15 protein-coding genes are annotated in these 16,050 nt (G+C 35.6%); 9 read left to right on the top strand and 6 right to left on the bottom strand.

The features are described from left to right. The first annotated feature begins 28 nt into the window (after positions 1 to 28). Positions 29 to 1,660: a S41 family peptidase gene (locus EKL95_RS03370; protein ID WP_126457735.1), complete on the top strand. Its 1,632-nt coding sequence runs from the start codon at positions 29 to 31 to the stop codon at positions 1,658 to 1,660. Continuing rightward, positions 1,657 to 2,463 carry an OmpA family protein gene (locus EKL95_RS03365; RefSeq protein WP_126457736.1) on the top strand — a complete coding sequence of 269 codons (807 nt, stop codon included), beginning with the start codon at positions 1,657 to 1,659 and terminating at the stop codon, positions 2,461 to 2,463. The genes EKL95_RS03370 and EKL95_RS03365 overlap by 4 nt, the downstream gene beginning before the upstream one ends. On the opposite strand, the gene EKL95_RS03360 is transcribed toward EKL95_RS03365, so the two are convergent. From EKL95_RS03360 to EKL95_RS03345, 4 genes are all read right to left on the bottom strand, one after another. After that, complete coding sequence (locus tag EKL95_RS03360) at positions 2,452 to 2,907, bottom strand: GNAT family N-acetyltransferase (RefSeq protein WP_126457737.1); 456 nt, start codon at positions 2,905 to 2,907, stop codon at positions 2,452 to 2,454. The genes EKL95_RS03365 and EKL95_RS03360 overlap by 12 nt on opposite strands. Positions 2,908 to 2,954: 47 nt before the next feature. Beyond that, a complete protein-coding gene (locus tag EKL95_RS03355) occupies positions 2,955 to 3,935 on the bottom strand; it encodes a DUF4837 family protein (RefSeq protein ID WP_126563544.1) in 981 nt (326 codons plus the stop codon). 48 nt (positions 3,936 to 3,983) lie between these two features. After that, entirely contained in the window at positions 3,984 to 5,816 is a 1,833-nt protein-coding gene (locus EKL95_RS03350) for a LysM peptidoglycan-binding domain-containing protein (protein WP_126563543.1), read from the bottom strand. Positions 5,817 to 6,114: 298 nt separating this feature from the next. Next, positions 6,115 to 7,302 (bottom strand): phosphoglycerate kinase, encoded by a 1,188-nt coding sequence (locus EKL95_RS03345; protein WP_126561377.1) that lies wholly within the window; start codon positions 7,300 to 7,302, stop codon positions 6,115 to 6,117. A gap of 282 nt (positions 7,303 to 7,584) precedes the next feature. Between EKL95_RS03345 and EKL95_RS03340 the strand changes: the two genes are divergently transcribed. The 5 genes from EKL95_RS03340 (at position 7,585) to EKL95_RS03320 (ending at position 11,446) form a co-directional block, all read left to right on the top strand. Beyond that, positions 7,585 to 8,733 (top strand): ATP-binding protein, encoded by a 1,149-nt coding sequence (locus EKL95_RS03340; protein WP_126561376.1) that lies wholly within the window; start codon positions 7,585 to 7,587, stop codon positions 8,731 to 8,733. 4 nt (positions 8,734 to 8,737) lie between these two features. Beyond that, a complete protein-coding gene (locus tag EKL95_RS03335; RefSeq protein ID WP_126457742.1) occupies positions 8,738 to 9,121 on the top strand; it encodes a DoxX family membrane protein in 384 nt (127 codons plus the stop codon). A 45-nt stretch (positions 9,122 to 9,166) separates the two neighbouring features. Then, the gene (locus tag EKL95_RS03330) at positions 9,167 to 9,676 is read left to right on the top strand and encodes an acyl-CoA thioesterase (RefSeq protein ID WP_126452284.1); all 510 of its coding nucleotides are present in this window, start codon (positions 9,167 to 9,169) and stop codon (positions 9,674 to 9,676) included. A gap of 202 nt (positions 9,677 to 9,878) precedes the next feature. Further along, complete coding sequence (gene recA / locus EKL95_RS03325; protein ID WP_126452335.1) at positions 9,879 to 10,886, top strand: recombinase RecA; 1,008 nt, start codon at positions 9,879 to 9,881, stop codon at positions 10,884 to 10,886. A gap of 143 nt (positions 10,887 to 11,029) precedes the next feature. Further along, positions 11,030 to 11,446, top strand: coding sequence for a membrane lipoprotein lipid attachment site-containing protein (locus tag EKL95_RS03320; RefSeq protein WP_126457743.1), 417 nt, complete (start codon positions 11,030 to 11,032; stop codon positions 11,444 to 11,446). Between the two features lie 296 nt (positions 11,447 to 11,742). Here the strand turns inward: EKL95_RS03320 and EKL95_RS03315 are convergent, their stop codons facing one another. After that, positions 11,743 to 12,486: a lysophospholipid acyltransferase family protein gene (locus EKL95_RS03315; RefSeq protein WP_126563542.1), complete on the bottom strand. Its 744-nt coding sequence runs from the start codon at positions 12,484 to 12,486 to the stop codon at positions 11,743 to 11,745. A 260-nt stretch (positions 12,487 to 12,746) separates the two neighbouring features. On the opposite strand from EKL95_RS03315, the gene trpS reads away from it, so the two are divergent. Continuing rightward, positions 12,747 to 13,721, top strand: a complete 975-nt coding sequence (gene trpS, locus EKL95_RS03310) for a tryptophan--tRNA ligase (RefSeq protein ID WP_126457745.1) — start codon at positions 12,747 to 12,749, stop codon at positions 13,719 to 13,721. A gap of 79 nt (positions 13,722 to 13,800) precedes the next feature. On the opposite strand, the gene dprA is transcribed toward trpS, so the two are convergent. Then, on the bottom strand, positions 13,801 to 14,901 hold the full coding sequence (gene dprA / locus EKL95_RS03305; protein ID WP_126452292.1) for a DNA-processing protein DprA: 1,101 nt from the start codon (positions 14,899 to 14,901) through the stop codon (positions 13,801 to 13,803). A 199-nt stretch (positions 14,902 to 15,100) separates the two neighbouring features. Between dprA and EKL95_RS03300 the strand changes: the two genes are divergently transcribed. Further along, on the top strand, positions 15,101 to 16,045 hold the full coding sequence (locus EKL95_RS03300) for an SPOR domain-containing protein (RefSeq protein WP_126457747.1): 945 nt from the start codon (positions 15,101 to 15,103) through the stop codon (positions 16,043 to 16,045). The last annotated feature ends 5 nt before the right edge of the window (positions 16,046 to 16,050 follow it).

Here is a 16,050-nt window from a genome sequence, read left to right as displayed (position 1 = left end):
GTGGTCTCAAATTTAGTTAATTAAACCTATGAGCTTCCTCAAAAAAAAATTCTTAATTCCCCTTGTCGCTTCGGTATTTCTGTTTATTGGAACCAGCTTCAAAGATGATTTTTTTGAAATCGCCAAGCAAATCGAGATATTCACGACCCTTTTCAAGGAATTAAACCGAAATTATGTCGATGAAACGAATCCTGGAGAATTAATGGACAAGGCCATCAAAGGAATGCTGGTTAATTTAGACCCATACACCGTATATTTCAACGAGCAGGATGTAGTGCGATTCAAGATAAACAACACTGGAGAATATACCGGAATAGGCGCTTTACTGACTCGAAAAGAAGATAAATTGATCGTTAAAGAGCCCTATAAAAATTTTCCCGCCGACAAAGCTGGCCTTAAAGCCGGTGACGAAATTATTCAAGTGGGAGATGTCCTTTTGTCTGATTTTAAAGACGAGGCCTCTCAGCTTTTCAAAGGTACCAAAAACACCAAAATAGACCTCAAATACATCCGACAAGGAAAAGTACAAAGTACCCAGATTATCCTGGACGAAGTCGAAATCAAATCGGTGCCCTTTTTTGCAAAAATAGACGACAAGACCGGCTATATCGTATTATCGCATTTTAATAAAAAAGCGTCCTTGGAAACCAAAGAAGCCTTAGAACAACTCAAAAAAGAAGGTGCCGAACGCATTATACTGGATGTCCGAGACAATCCGGGCGGACTCTTGAATGAAGCCGTGAATATTTGTAATTTATTTGTTCCAAAAAACGAAATTATTGTTACTACAAAATCAAAAATAGAGCAACACAACAGCACATATAAAACAACCAAAGACCCTGTAGATACTGACATTCCTTTGATAATACTTGTTAACGGTCACAGCGCTTCAGCATCCGAAATCGTGGCTGGCGCACTACAAGATTTAGATCGTGCTGTAGTGGTGGGTAGCCGCAGTTTTGGGAAAGGACTCGTGCAAAGACCGGTAGATTTAACGTATGGTACACAACTAAAAGTAACCATTTCCCGTTATTACACGCCATCCGGAAGATGCATTCAAGCTTTAGATTATTCACGAAAAAACAAAAACGGAATGGTTCTAAAAACAGAGGAGAAAAACTATAATGCCTTTAAAACCAGAAAAGGCAGAACCGTTTATGACGGTGGAGGAATTCAGCCGGATGTAGAACTGGAAGAAACTAAATTAAGTCCGATAGCAAATGCTTTGCTTCACAACGACGGGATTTTTAACTATGCCACGACGTATTATTATAAAAATCCAAATTTAGGAAATCGCATTCCTGTTATTTCTGATGTGGAGTATTTAGAGTTCAAACAGTTCCTAAAAACACAAAAATTCTCCTTTGACACGGAAACGGAATTGGCCTTGAAAAACACTTTGGCTATGGCCAAAAAAGAAAAACTAGAGGAATCTATTCTGGTAGAATATCAACAATTAAGTGTTGCGCTTCAAAAAAGCGAAAATGCCTTATTGGACAAAAACCAAAAAGAAATCAAAAACCTGATGGTCGATGAAATCATTAAACGCTATCAATATCAGGAAGGGCTGTATCAGTATTACATCAAAAATAATTCTGAAATCAAACGGGCCATTACTATTTTGAATTCCAATATGGAGTATCAGTCTATCTTAAAATGAAAAAATCGTTCTCCATAGTGCTATTACTTTTTTCGAGCTACGTATCAGCTCAGTGGCAACCTATAGAAACGGTTTATTTTGAATTTGACAAATTCACACTTTATAACGACCAAATACAAACGATAGTCGATTTTATAAAAAACACAGATACCTCAAAAGTAGAATCGATACAAATTTATGGGTATTGTGATGACCGGGGTGCTAACGATTATAATTATGAATTATCAAAAAACAGAGTAATTACGGTACAAAATATACTTATCCAAAATGGTTTCAGTAAAAACAAAATTGTCATTATTGAAGGCAAAGGCCGCGTGATTCTGAAAAAAGATATGATAGAAAACCTATCCGAAACCCGTTCTAAAAACAGGCGAGTCGACTTGTTTCTTGTCAAGAAAAACAGTTTTGGAAACGGCATTTACAATTCGTTTCAGAAGAAGCATAAAGTAGGCGACCGTATTTATCTGGAAAATATCCTTTTTCCACTTGGCAGCAGCACATTAACGGAGAAATCTAAGAAAGAATTAGACAAGATTGTGGTTCTTTTGCAGCAACAAAAAACGTTGGAATTCGAAATCAGAGGCCACGTTTGTTGCACGCCCAGTTATTACCTGGATGCCATAGATAAGGGAACCCGAGAACGCAAGCTTTCCTTGAACCGTGCAAAAAACGTCTATAAATACTTGATAAATAAAGGCGTAAACAGCCTTAGGATGCATTATATAGGAAACGGAAACAAATTTCCCTTAGGTCAAGGAGAAGCATTAGACCGCAGAGTTGAGTTTCTGATTCTAAAAATTTAGTTCCCCACTTTTCATCTCAATATGCGGAATATCGTCTTCGAGATACATTTCACTGGTTTGCACAAAACCATGACTCTCATAGAATTTCTTTAGGTACAATTGCGCTCCAATAGTGATGTGGCTTTCGCCAAAATGATGCGCTATTCCTGCAATAGATTCCCGCATTAAGTCATGACCCCATTTTCTGTCGCGGTAATTTGAATCAACTGTTACTCGGCCAATTGAGGCATTGTCAAAACTGATTCCTGGTTTGAAAAGTCTGGAATGCGCTACAATTTTACCTTCAAATTCCCCAATAAGATGCAGAGCTAGTTTGTCCTTTCCATCTAGATCGAGATATACACAGTTTTGCTCCACCACGAAAATCTCGCTTCTCAATCTCAGCAGATCGTATAACTCATCCACAGAAAGTTCCTTAAACGACTTTATACTCCATTTTAACATTTTATTTTTTTTAGTTTTTATTAGACTGCAAATAAAAGAAAATAAAACTATTTTTTCAAAACCTCAACTGATTTTATGATGGCTTCTAACTCATGCATTAAGTCTCTTTTTTCTTTGGAGGGCGCATAACAAAAGCCTTCCAAAACTAAAATCCTGTTGTGCTCTGTATCCAGAATAGCATAATTAATAAAAGGGCCTGACATAAAATCGTTTTTCAATTCCCAAGTTCCTTTTGTTTCATACGTTTCCTTTCCGTCCAGACTGATCTTAAAAAAATAAGGCGAATAGCTTTCTCCGGTAATCATTGCAGTATTATTCTCTTTTCCGCTGATGTAAAGATTGCCAATAGAATCCCTCATTTTAATAATATTCGTGATCAGATCTGTATCCTTTTTAGTGATGACATTTATAGGAACTTGATAAATCAACAAACTCGTGTTGCCGCTTATAATTTCATTTTTTAACCATATAAAAAGCGGTTTATGAAGGACGTATTGATATGAAGAAGGAATATTAATCGAAATTTGAAATTTATTCTTGATGATTTTTGGATTAAGAATAGACTGTTTTATAATGCGTTGGTTTTCGGAAATTTCAGTTTCCTTAATAATTTCAATTATTTTTGGCGAATTTTTCGCTATTATTTCTAGAATATCTACACTTGTTTTTCCGGAAATATGAAACACATTTTGGGGTGATGCGTATTGATTTTTTTTAATTTCAAATTTATTTTGCTCTTCTTTTTTGACTACGATAATCGTACGGCTGTCCGTCATAAATCCTTCTAAAATTTTAGTAGGATATTGATTTATCGTAAAAAGAGGTTCCTCCTCAGGCAATCCTATAACGGCGGAGGCAAATTTATTTCGAATGCTGTCGCCAATCTCACCATTCCACAACTGGTCGTCTATGATAACTGAAATAGTATTAATTTTTCCTGTTGTAGCACGCGGTTGGGGATCCCTTTTTTGGTTGCAAGAACCCAGCAAAATGGCAGTAAGAAGCAATAAAAGAAGGGCTTTATTCATTGTATTTCAATTATAAAATAAAACCCAAATTTAGATAAGATTATTCTATTATCCGTTAATTTTAAGTTTCATTCCTGGTTTGAGTACTTCCCCGCGAATACCGTTCCATTTTTTCAGGTCAGAAATGGTTACGCCTGGATATTTTTTTGATATACTATACAACGAATCCCCTTTTTTTACATAGTAATCAACGGTTTCTTTCTGGGATAATCCGGAACCATTTATTTTTTTATTAAAGTAACTTATCGTTGCTTTATTTGTATTTATTACAGGTTCCTCTTTGGCGACAATCAAAGAACTCCCTAAAATAATTGTCTGCCCGGAAATTTTATTCCATTGTTTCAGAGTAGACGGAGAGGTGCCAAATTTCTTAGCAATGCGCTCTAAATTATCTCCTTTTTGAACTATATAATACGCCTTGCTTTCAGTAGATGCTACAGCTGCGTTTGCCTCTAATGAGGCGGCAACTTGCTTCTCAGAAAGGGCTTGTATTGGATCTGAATTCTTTATTACTTCATTAGAAACAACCGCTTCGTTGCTACTAATTTTTAGGTTTTTACCATACGCGATAACATTGCTGCTTAGCGCATTCCATTGTCTTAAATCAGCAATGCTAACATTGTATTTACTGGCAATAGCTCCCAGATTATCTCCTTTTTTTACCTTGTAATACTGGGTTGTCTGGGATTGCGCTATTCTTTGATTGCCAGTATCTTCACGTTCTTTTTTGGGTGTTGTTTTTGTGGCAAAATAGGGCTTCTCTCGTTTGCTGGATTCGTATTCTGTATAGGCATAAATCGGACCTTCATTAGAGGCAAAAACAGCAATTTTTTCTTGTGGCAATCTCAAATAATGATTTTGATCATGATAAAAAGGAATTATATCAAGCTTGTAGGAGGGATTTAAAACCTGCAATTGAACTACTGGAACATCAAGTAAATCTGATATTTGCTTGAATGTAATTTGCTTCTTGATCAGGATAGTATCCGTAGTAAAATGCTTTATGGTAGCCCGCTGGGGCACGATTCCGTGTTCCTTATGGTATTCATAAAGATACATGGTTGCTAAGAAGGCAGGTACATATCCTTGGGTTTCTCTGGGAAGATTTTTCCTGATATTCCAATAATTTTGCTGACCACCGGAACGTCTGATAGCTTTGGAAACATTTCCCGGACCAGAGTTATAAGAGGCCAAAACCAAATCCCAATCTCCAAATATTTTGTACATATTGGTCATATATTGCGCTGCTGCCTCGGTAGCTTTTAAGGGATCGCTGCGTTCATCCACATACGAATCAATTTTCAACCCATATTGTTTTCCGGTTTGATACATAAATTGCCACAGTCCAGTTGCTCCCATTTTTGAAACTGCTTTTGGATTTAAAGCAGATTCCACAACGGCTAAATATTTTATCTCCAAGGGAATATTTTGTTTGGCCAAAGCCTCCTCAAACATGGGAAAATAATATTCCGAAGTGGCCATTAATCGTTCAAAAGATTTTTTTCGGTATTTTAAAAATGATTTAATAATGTTTTCCAGACCTTGATTGTACGCAATATTAAACGGCGATTTTGCATTCATTGCCGCCAATCTTTCTTTCAGCAGTGCTGTTGGTAACTCATAATCTACTTTTTCATCTATATTTATATTTTCGATGTCTTCTGTAAGATCATTATATAAATCTAAGTTGGTCATTTCATTCATCCATAAACTGTCTACACAAGATGCCAGATCATATTCAACAAAGGAATTCTTAATGGAATCTAAATAGGATAATTTTGCATCAATTTTTTCAAATGCTTTGTTTTCAGTTGCTTCCTGCGAAAATAAATGAATTGATAGCAACAGAAAAAACGATAATGTGGTATTTTTTATAGTCATATTTAAAAGATCAAAGACCTATAATCCAAATGATTAGAAGTCTTATTTTTACAAACTTAAGAGGTTAAAACTAAAATTTTCTTTAAATATTGTTAAAAATATAATTTTTCAATCCTTGGCACTGAATTTCTAATCGTTTGTGGGTAAAATTACTTTAAAGATCCAATTGTGAAACTTAAAAAAAACCTCAGCGATACATAAGGTATCGCTAAGGTTTTTATACATGTGATAAAACAGCTGTTTGATTTGAATGCTATTTAGATATCAAACGGCTTTTATTTTAATTTTACTGCATTTATTAGTCTAAAATAGCTGCAATTCCGGGTAACACTCTGCCTTCGAGCATTTCCAGCATTGCTCCTCCGCCTGTAGAAACATAACTCACTTTATCTTCCAGCCCAAATTGTTTTACAGCTGCCACTGAATCCCCTCCACCTACAAGAGAGAATGCTCCGTTTGCAGTAGATTCTGCAATAAAGTTGCCCAATGTAATTGTTCCGTTAGCAAAATTTTCCATTTCAAAAACACCCAATGGACCGTTCCAAAGAATCGTTTTAGAATCCATGATTACTTTTTTGAAGTTTTCCAATGATTTTGGTCCAGCATCCAATCCTTGCCACCCGTCAGGAATTGCTTTGACATCCACAATCTGGGTTTGAGCATCATTTGAAAAAGCATTTGCCGCTACAACATCAACCGGAATATGGATTTGAACTCCTTTTTCTTTGGCTAATCTCAAGATTTCCAAAGCCAATTCTTGTTTGTCATCTTCACAAATTGAATCTCCAATTTTACCGCCTAATGCTTTCACAAAAGTAAAAGTCATTCCGCCACCAATAATCATGTGGTCTACTTTATCCAGAATATTCTCGATTACGGTAATTTTAGAAGATACTTTTGATCCACCAAGGACTGCTGTTACTGGTTTTTCGCTGTTTTTTAAAACTTTGTTCAAGCTTTCTATTTCTTTGGCCAATAATAATCCAAAACATTTTTCGCTTGGAAAAAACTGCGCAATAATTGTAGTCGATGCGTGCGCTCTATGCGCTGTACCAAAAGCGTCGTTTACAAAAATATCACCAAGTGACGCCAGTTCTTTTGCAAAAGCAACATCACCCGCTTCTTCTTCGCTGTGAAAACGTAAATTTTCTAACAATAAAACTTCTCCAGCCTGCAATTTTTCAGCTGCAGCTTTCGCCTCTGAACCAATACAGTTTGAAGCGAACTGAACCGAAACTCCAAGAATTTCAGCAGTTGTTTTCAAAATGTGTTTCAAAGAGTATTTTTCTTCCACTCCTTTTGGCCGACCTAAATGCGACATCAAAATCACGCTTCCGCCTTGCGCAAGAATCGCGTCAATAGTAGGTTTTGCAGCTTCAATACGCGTGGCATCCGTTACATTGAACTTTTCGTCCAAAGGCACATTAAAATCAACCCGAATTATGGCTTTTTTATTTGCAAAATTGAAATCACTTATGGTTTTCATCAGTCTGTTTTTTAGTTTATTTTTTTTGAAAGAGTAACAAATATAGAACTTTTAAATTATTAATAAATTAGAGAAAATCATATAAAATCAATTTTTAGCAACGAAATCGATGTAAATTAATAAATAATGCTTTTATTTATCAATTTGTCTAGATATTATTTTAGATAAAGGCCTGTTAAATTTTAAAAATAAAACATAAATTGACACTTCTATAAACTAGCTTCTGCTGAAACTTTGCCTGCTAAAATTTTAGACTACACCATTTTCTGCTATCTTTGCTTCATGCAATTTTCAGAAATTTTAGGACAAGAACACATCAAAAGTCATTTGACAAAAAGTGCTGATTTGGGCAGAATTCCCCACGCACAACTGTTCGTAGGTCCGGAAGGCAGTGGCACTTTACCCATGGCGATTGCGTATGCACAATACATCATTTGCAGCAATCAAAACGGAGAGAATTCCGGTTCAAATGAAGCGTGCAACCTGAAATTTCAGAAAACTTCCCATCCTGATTTGCATTTTATTTACCCGACTGTCAGTACTGAAGAAGTAAAAACAAAACCCAAAAGCATTGATTTCATAACGGAATGGCGACAGTTTATAGAACAAAATCCGTACGGAAGTTTGTTTGATTGGTACCAAATGCTAGGTGTTAAAAACAAGCAAGGAGAAATTAGGGTCGATGATGCGCAGGAAATCTTGAAATCGCTGGCTTTAAAATCTTATGAAGGCGGATACAAAATAATGATTATTTGGATGGCTGATAAATTGAATATCGCTGCTTCTAATAAATTACTGAAATTATTGGAAGAACCTACAGACAGAACGGTTTTTATCCTGATTTCAGAAAATGAAGAAGATATTATTCAAACGATTCGTTCCCGTTGCCAAGTACTACATTTTAATGGTTTGAGTGAAACTGTCATTGCGGAGGCTTTGGTTTCAAAAGAAAATACGGATTCTAAAATAGCTTTAAAAATAGCGCATCAAGCACAAGGAAATTTCAATAAAGCATTGCAATTAATACAACCGGACAGCGAATCAGTTTTTTTTGAAAAATGGTTTGTCGATTGGGTTCGTGCGGCTTTTAGAGCAAAAGGAAACGCCGCTGCCATTCAGGATTTGATCCAGTGGAGCGAGCAAATTGCTGGTTTGGGAAGAGAAACCCAAAAAAAGTTTTTACATTTTTGTATTGATATGTTTCGTCAGGCCTTGTTGCTCAATTACCAAACGCCAAGTTTAGTCTACATGGAACCACAAGTGGAAAAATTCAAACTGGAGAATTTTGCACCTTTTGTAAATGGCAACAACATAAATGATATTTTTAAAGAACTTTCAGAGGCAATGTATCACATTGAACGCAACGGAAACGCTAAAATTATTTTAACCGATTTATCAATAAAACTTACTCGTTTAATTCACAAAAAATAAAAAAATGAACAATATTACTTCTATTTTAATTTTAATTTTCCTGGCCATCACTTTCCTACAGTCCGGATACGACAAATTGTTTTATTGGAAAGATAATGTCGAATGGTTAAAAGGTCATTTCGCTAAAACACCATTAAAAAACCATGTACCTTTAGCACTACTAAATATCTTGATTTTAGAATTAATTTCCGGTATTTTATGTGTGGTGGGTTGCATCGAATTATTCGTAAACAACGGAAGGATTTTTGGTTTTTACGGAGCCGTTTTCTCTTGTATCACGTTGTTGATGTTGCTTTTCGGACAGCGATTGGCCAAAGATTATGATGGAGCCAGAACGATTGTCATTTATTTTATCCCTGCAATATTGGCTGTTTATTGGTTAAACTAGACTTTACAACTTATTATTTTGAACAACTCCTTTTTAAATAAAAAAATGACACCAAAACACCCTTCAGAATCCCTGACGATATTAACTGATTTGGTTTTACCAAGCGAGACCAATCCTTTGAACAATCTTTTTGGTGGCGAATTATTAGCCCGTATGGATCGCGCAGCAAGTATAGCGGCACGCAGACATTCCCGAAGAATTGTAGTTACAGCATCCGTAAATCACGTTGCATTCAACAGAGCCATTCCGTTGGGAAGTGTCGTTACTGTTGAAGCTAAAGTTTCCAGAGCTTTCAAAAGTTCAATGGAAATATTCATTGACATTTGGGTTGAAGACAGAGAATCCGGTAATAAAACCAAAGCCAATGAAGCTATCTACACTTTTGTGGCAGTAGACGATACGGGAAGACCCGTTGAAGTACCCCAAATTGTTCCGGAAACCGAAATAGAAAAACAACGTTTTGAAGCTGCATTGCGACGCAAACAGTTAAGTTTAGTTTTAGCCGGAAAAATGAACCCCCATGATGCAACCGAATTAAAAGCGTTGTTCGTGTAAGAAGCAAAATACAACTGACTATTTTTAATTGATAAATAGATTTAAAATATTCTTGAAAGAGAAAATTTTAAATCAAAAAAGAAGTATTTTTACAAAACATATATTCAATATACAAATGAAATTATGGGATAAGTAATCATCCTGTCAGTTTCTTACCGTTATAAACCAATACAAATAGATGAAAGAAAAGGTAAAAGAGAAGATGAGTTCAGAGAAAGAATCTAAATTAAAAGCGCTACAACTTACGCTTGACAAATTAGACAAAACCTACGGAAAAGGGACAGTAATGAAAATGGGCGACAAAGCCATTGAAGAAGTAGAAACTATTTCTTCCGGGTCTTTAGGAATCGATTTGGCATTAGGAGTTGGAGGCTATCCAAGAGGTAGAATTATTGAAATATACGGTCCGGAATCTTCTGGAAAAACCACATTGACGCTTCATGCTATTGCTGAAGCTCAAAAAGCAGGTGGAATTGCAGCTTTTATTGATGCAGAACATGCTTTCGACAGAAACTATGCGGAGAAATTAGGCGTAGATATTGAAAACTTAATCATATCACAACCTGATAATGGAGAACAAGCGTTAGAAATTGCGGAGAACTTGATTCGTTCCGGAGCAATTGACATTGTTGTCATTGACTCGGTTGCAGCTTTGACTCCAAAAAGTGAAATTGAAGGCGAAATGGGAGATTCTAAAATGGGATTACACGCTCGTTTGATGTCTCAAGCATTGCGTAAATTAACGGGAACCATCAGTAAAACAAATTGTACAGTTTTCTTTATTAATCAATTAAGAGAGAAAATTGGTGTGATGTTTGGAAATCCAGAAACTACAACGGGAGGAAATGCATTGAAGTTTTATGCTTCGATTCGTTTGGATATTCGTCGTTCTACTCAAATTAAAGATGGAGATAACGTCCTTGGGAACAGAACCAAAGTAAAAGTGGTGAAAAACAAAGTCGCTCCGCCATTTAAAATCGCGGAATTTGACATCATGTATGGGGAAGGAATTTCAAAAACAGGAGAGATTCTTGATCTTGCTGTTGAGTTTGAAATCATCAAAAAAGCAGGATCTTGGTTCAGTTACGGTGAAACTAAATTAGGACAAGGTCGGGATGCTGTTAAGTCTTTGATTAAAGACAATCCGGAATTAGCGGATGAATTAGAAGAAAAGATTAAAGCCAGAATAAAAGAATTGGCAGAAGCATAAAAAGTAAAACCCGTCTCGTACCTAAAAAACGAGACGGATTTTTTTATTTTTACACGCAACCTTTTGTTGAAATTTTGATCTTTTGCAAAACAGCTTAGAATTCAATTAAGAAACTGAATTGTATAAATTTAAAAAATTAATAAATGAAAAAAATTGTGCTTTTTATTCTGTTCATTACAACCTTGACCGGATGTTCCATTGATAATGACAATCAAGATTCTTATAGCTTTGAAGTGCTGCCTATAGATAGCTATACATTACCCGAAAAATTCATATTGGGAAATACCTATGAGATAAAATTAAAATATACAAGACCAACCGAATGTCATTTATTTCAAGGGATTTATTATGACAAAAATTTGAATGTAAGAACCATAGGCATTCAAACGGCAGTGAATACTAGTCAAGTTTGTACGCAACAAATACCTTCACCATCAGAGGTTTCTTTTAATTTTTATGTAACCAATACCGGTTCTTATATTTTTAAATTTTATAAAGGAGAGAATGCTAATGGAGAAAATATCTTTGAAGAAGTAGAAGTTCCTGTCGTTATTAATTAATTCTTGAATAAAATTGTGCGGTTAGACCAATAAATTATTGACTGTAAAAAGCTATTAGGAGCTTACTTGATACATTCGAGTAGTTATCCGGATGCCGAAGAAAATTTACAGATTTGAAGCAAATCCATTTTAGCACTAATGTGAGTACCGGCTTTAAATACCGAATTGTAAAATCATTTCAGATTAATTTTGAACCTATGGTAAAGTATCAAATAAATACTTTTTCAAACAACTCTAGAGACTTTAAACCGCTATTTATTGAGTTGTATTCCGGGATCAGTTACAGTTTTTAAAATTTATTTAGAGTCGAAAGCAACTAATTGCTCGTAAATGATTTCGCGTACTTCTTCGCGAATTTGTTTCCTGTCTGCCCCTGTTTTTCCAAAAGTTTCCACATGAGAATGTATTTTTACCCGCATAAATCCTGGACTTCCTCCCCAAAAAGCATATGGAAATCTTTTTTTATTGTCTCCAAAAGTAATGGGAACAATGGGTATTTGATGCTCAATTGCCAATCGGAAAGCACCATCTTTGAAAGTGTCCAGCAAGACTGATTCATCACATGGAACGCCACCTTCTGGAAAAATACAGATACTCAGTCCTTGATTAATTCTTTTTTGAGCGCGATTAAAGACTTCCATTTTACTTTTTGAAGAATTTCTATCCACCAAAATACAGGTTCTTTTATAGAAAAAGCCAAACAACGGAATTTTTGAAAGTTCTTTTTTACCTACAAAAACAAACGGATTTCTTGTCAGGACAAGCATCAGCATAATATCAGCCATGGAGGTATGATTCGCAACAATCATGTAACTTTTTTGGTACTCCATTGCTTGTGTTCTATCTATTTTATAATGAAAACCCATGCCAAAAAGAATGAATTTTGCCCAAATACGAGCCATCTTAAAAAAATAAGGATACCCGTTTTCCGTCAAAATAGACAGCACCAGAAAAGGAAACATCACCAATATAGGAATGGTCATCAAAATATAAAACCATATACGCCATAGCGCCCAGAAAATAATTTTTAATGCTCTCATAAGTTCAAAAGTAAGAAATCAGATGTTATGATACTCAAAAAATATTCTTGCGTTTTTCAACATATAAGTATTATAAGTTCTAATTTACTGCTCAATTATAATATCTTCCTTTAACCATCAAGGTTTTATTGACTTAAATGTCTGATATGGTTAAAAGAAATTACTAACACGATTTAAAGTAACTTGATTTTTATAATTTGCAAATTTGCGGTAAAAAATAAAAAACTTTGCGAACTTTGCGGTAATAGTTAAAAATCATAATGGCAAAAATACTTACAGGCGTTCAAAGTACCGGAACTCCGCATTTAGGAAACTTACTTGGTGCAATCATTCCCGCAATAGCACTATCAAATAAACCGGAAAACGAATCGTTTCTTTTCATTGCTGATTTGCATTCAATCACGCAAATAAAAAACGGCGAAACTTTAAGAACAAATACTTACAGTACTGCTGCTGCTTGGCTTGCCTGTGGTTTGAATGTAGATAAAGTCGTTTTCTACAGACAATCAGATGTGCCGCAAACAGCCGAATTGTCATGGTATTTGAGTTGTTTTTTCCCTTTTCAACGCTTGACATTAGCGCATTCTTTCAAAGACAAAGCGGATAGACTGGAAGATGTCAATGCTGGTTTATTTTCGTATCCAATGCTGATGGCGGCAGATATTTTATTATATGACGCCGAGTTTGTACCCGTAGGAAAAGACCAATTGCAGCACGTTGAAATCACGCGTGATGTAGCGTCCCGTTTCAACCACCAAATGGGAGAGACTTTCGTACTTCCCGTAGCAAAAATTCAGGAAGACAGCATGCTGATTCCCGGAACTAACGGCGGAAAAATGAGTAAATCAGCTAATAATATTATCAATATATTCTTGGATGATAAGTCCTTACGCAAACAAGTTATGAGCATTGAAACCGACAGCACGCCGCTGGAAGATCCTAAAAATCCGGATACGTGCAATGCGTTTGCCATTTATAAATTATTGGCAAATCAACAACAAATAGCCACAATGACTGCCAATTACTTAAATGGAAATTACGGTTACGGTCACGCCAAACAAGCGTTGTTTGAGTTGATTGTAGAAACTTTCAAAACCGAAAGAGAAAAATACAAGTATTACATGAATAACCTTCCTGAAGTAGATGCTTTACTGAAAATTGGTGCTCAAAAAGCAGCTGTTGTTGCCAATGGAGTTTTGGCAAGAGTGAGAGAGAAATTAGGATTTGAGGTTTAAACAATCAATTTTTAAAACATATAAGTTTTTTTAAGTTTAATACTATTTTATTAAAGCTTTCATGACTTATATGTTAAAATCAAATCGCCTCAAACAATTTCCCCGGTAAAGGCCGTATCACGCCTTTCAATTCCATATTTAATAGCATTCCTGAGATTTTATAAATAGGAAAATCACAGCGCAAAGCAATAATATCCATTAGTTCTTTGCCTGTTTTAAGGAGGTAGTCGTATACTTTTTGTTCGTCTTCCTCTAAGCTTACAAACAATTGTTTTTGTATGGGTTTGGATTCCTTCTGAATGTCCCAATTCAAAATATAAACCAAATCAGCGGCACTAGTCAATACATTTGCTTTTTGAGTCTTTATGAGGTTGTTGCAGCCTTGGCTATACTTATCTGTAACACGACCCGGAACCGCAAAAACATCACGATTGTAATCATTCGCCATGTTTGCAGTGATTAACGATCCGCCTCTATCGGCAGATTCAATTACAATGGTCGCTTCAGACATTCCTGCAACGATCCTGTTTCTTCGCACGAAATTTTCTTTATCCGGATTGGAGGAACTCCAAAACTCAGTCATAAAACCACCGTTTTGCTCGACTTTAGCAACATATTTTTTATGGGTTTTCGGGTAAATTTGGTTTAAACCATGAGCAACAACACCAATGGTTTGTAGGTTATTTTCCATTGCCAATTGATGCGCCACAATATCGACACCGTAGGCAAAACCACTTACGATTATAGGATCGAGTGGAGCCAAATCTTCGATCAGTTTTCTACAAAATTCAGTACCGTACGAGGTAATTTGGCGCGTTCCTACAATGCTGATTATTCTTCTGTTTTTTAAATTGATATTTCCAGATGTGAATAATAAAAGTGGTCCGTCAATACAATGTTTCAACCGATCTGGATATTCTTCGTCCTGAAAATAAACCGCATTGATTTCATTTGCTTTTATAAACTCCAGTTCCTGAGTCGCTTTTTCGAAAACTGATTTATCTTTTAAATTTTTCAGCAAAACAGATCCTACTCCATCAATAGCAGCGAGTTGCGATGCTTTTGTATTAAAAACCGCTTCTGCTGTTCCAAAATGGGTAAGCAGTTTTTTGGCTATGATGTCGCCCACGCCCTCTATTCTTTGCAATGCCAATAAATAAAATAAATCCTGCTCTTTCATATGTAGATAATACTTGTTTTTTATTGGAATATGGAATACGCCAGTTTAAAAAAATCTTTATTTATGTTTGTATAACGATTAAACATGGCTATTTCATGCTAATTATTTGAGGGTGAAATGTATAAATTTTTTTGCGGATTGTTAATAAAAATTGTAAATAAAATTTTGATACCTGTTTTCGTTGTATAACTTTGTGAGTATGAAAATCGAACTATACATCGCGCAGCTTTTATACCGTTATCAATGTGTAACCGTTCCGGGTTTCGGAGCTTTTTTGACCGAAATTCAATCGGCTAAACGGAACGAAAGCACGAACTCGTTTTCTCCTCCCAAAAAAATGATCGCTTTCAATGCTAATTTGAAAAACAATGATGGTTTATTAGCCAATCATATCGCTTTAGCAGAGAAAACGTCTTATGAATACGCCGTTAGTGCCATTCAATATGAAGTTTTTACTTGGAAAAAAACATTAGAAGAAAACGAACTTTTTTCTATCAAAAATGTAGGTGATCTTCATTTGAACGCGGATAAAAATATAGTTTTCACTCCATACGACCAAACGAATTACTTAACCAGCTCTTTTGGGTTGGCTCCCTTTGTTTCACCACTTGTAAAAAGAGCAATCTTCGAAAAAGAAGTAGAAGCAATTGAAGAAAAAGCAACCATCACTATGGTTCCTGAAACCAGAACAGCGAATCCATATTTAAAATACGCCGCTATTTTTGTGTTAGGATTAGGACTTGCGGGAAGTGTTGGTTATCCAATGTATCAAAATCAAATTGCCTCAGAAACGATTCTTGTAGAAACTGCCGTTCAAAAACAAGTTCAAAATAAAATTCAGCAAGCCACATTCTTCATCGAAAGTCCGGTTCCTGCTGTTACACTATCCGTAAAATCGACTATCGAAGCAAAAATGCCGTATCACATTATGGCCGGAGTGTACAGGGAAGAAAAAAATGCGGATAAAACACTGCGGATTTTAAATCGCTTAGGATATGATGCCAAGCGAATCGCTCCTAACCGAAACGGTTATTTTCCGGTTTTGTATGGCAGTTACGCCACATTTGCTGAAGCAGAAAAAGCAAAAAAAGAAATCAATGAAAAGCACAATCCAGAAGCTTGGATATTAATTCAGTCACTATAAAACAA

This window comes from Flavobacterium sp. LB2P53, from assembly GCF_003970305.1.
In the GTDB taxonomy this organism is placed as follows: domain Bacteria; phylum Bacteroidota; class Bacteroidia; order Flavobacteriales; family Flavobacteriaceae; genus Flavobacterium.
The sequence above is the reverse complement of the archived record's forward strand: the minus strand, read 5'-3'. Positions and strand labels throughout refer to the sequence as shown.

What these genes read in the sequence shown, in the direction of transcription:
- EKL95_RS03370 (WP_126457735.1), top strand. Translation starts at nt 29, where the DNA reads ATGAGCTTCCTCAAAAAAAAATTCTTAATTCCCCTTGTCGCTTCGGTA.
- EKL95_RS03365 (WP_126457736.1), top strand. Translation starts at nt 1,657, where the DNA reads ATGAAAAAATCGTTCTCCATAGTGCTATTACTTTTTTCGAGCTACGTA.
- EKL95_RS03360 (WP_126457737.1), bottom strand. Translation starts at nt 2,907, where the DNA reads ATGTTAAAATGGAGTATAAAGTCGTTTAAGGAACTTTCTGTGGATGAG.
- EKL95_RS03355 (WP_126563544.1), bottom strand. Translation starts at nt 3,935, where the DNA reads ATGAATAAAGCCCTTCTTTTATTGCTTCTTACTGCCATTTTGCTGGGT.
- EKL95_RS03350 (WP_126563543.1), bottom strand. Translation starts at nt 5,816, where the DNA reads ATGACTATAAAAAATACCACATTATCGTTTTTTCTGTTGCTATCAATT.
- EKL95_RS03345 (WP_126561377.1), bottom strand. Translation starts at nt 7,302, where the DNA reads ATGAAAACCATAAGTGATTTCAATTTTGCAAATAAAAAAGCCATAATT.
- EKL95_RS03340 (WP_126561376.1), top strand. Translation starts at nt 7,585, where the DNA reads ATGCAATTTTCAGAAATTTTAGGACAAGAACACATCAAAAGTCATTTG.
- EKL95_RS03335 (WP_126457742.1), top strand. Translation starts at nt 8,738, where the DNA reads ATGAACAATATTACTTCTATTTTAATTTTAATTTTCCTGGCCATCACT.
- EKL95_RS03330 (WP_126452284.1), top strand. Translation starts at nt 9,167, where the DNA reads ATGACACCAAAACACCCTTCAGAATCCCTGACGATATTAACTGATTTG.
- recA (WP_126452335.1), top strand. Translation starts at nt 9,879, where the DNA reads ATGAGTTCAGAGAAAGAATCTAAATTAAAAGCGCTACAACTTACGCTT.
- EKL95_RS03320 (WP_126457743.1), top strand. Translation starts at nt 11,030, where the DNA reads ATGAAAAAAATTGTGCTTTTTATTCTGTTCATTACAACCTTGACCGGA.
- EKL95_RS03315 (WP_126563542.1), bottom strand. Translation starts at nt 12,486, where the DNA reads ATGAGAGCATTAAAAATTATTTTCTGGGCGCTATGGCGTATATGGTTT.
- trpS (WP_126457745.1), top strand. Translation starts at nt 12,747, where the DNA reads ATGGCAAAAATACTTACAGGCGTTCAAAGTACCGGAACTCCGCATTTA.
- dprA (WP_126452292.1), bottom strand. Translation starts at nt 14,901, where the DNA reads ATGAAAGAGCAGGATTTATTTTATTTATTGGCATTGCAAAGAATAGAG.
- EKL95_RS03300 (WP_126457747.1), top strand. Translation starts at nt 15,101, where the DNA reads ATGAAAATCGAACTATACATCGCGCAGCTTTTATACCGTTATCAATGT.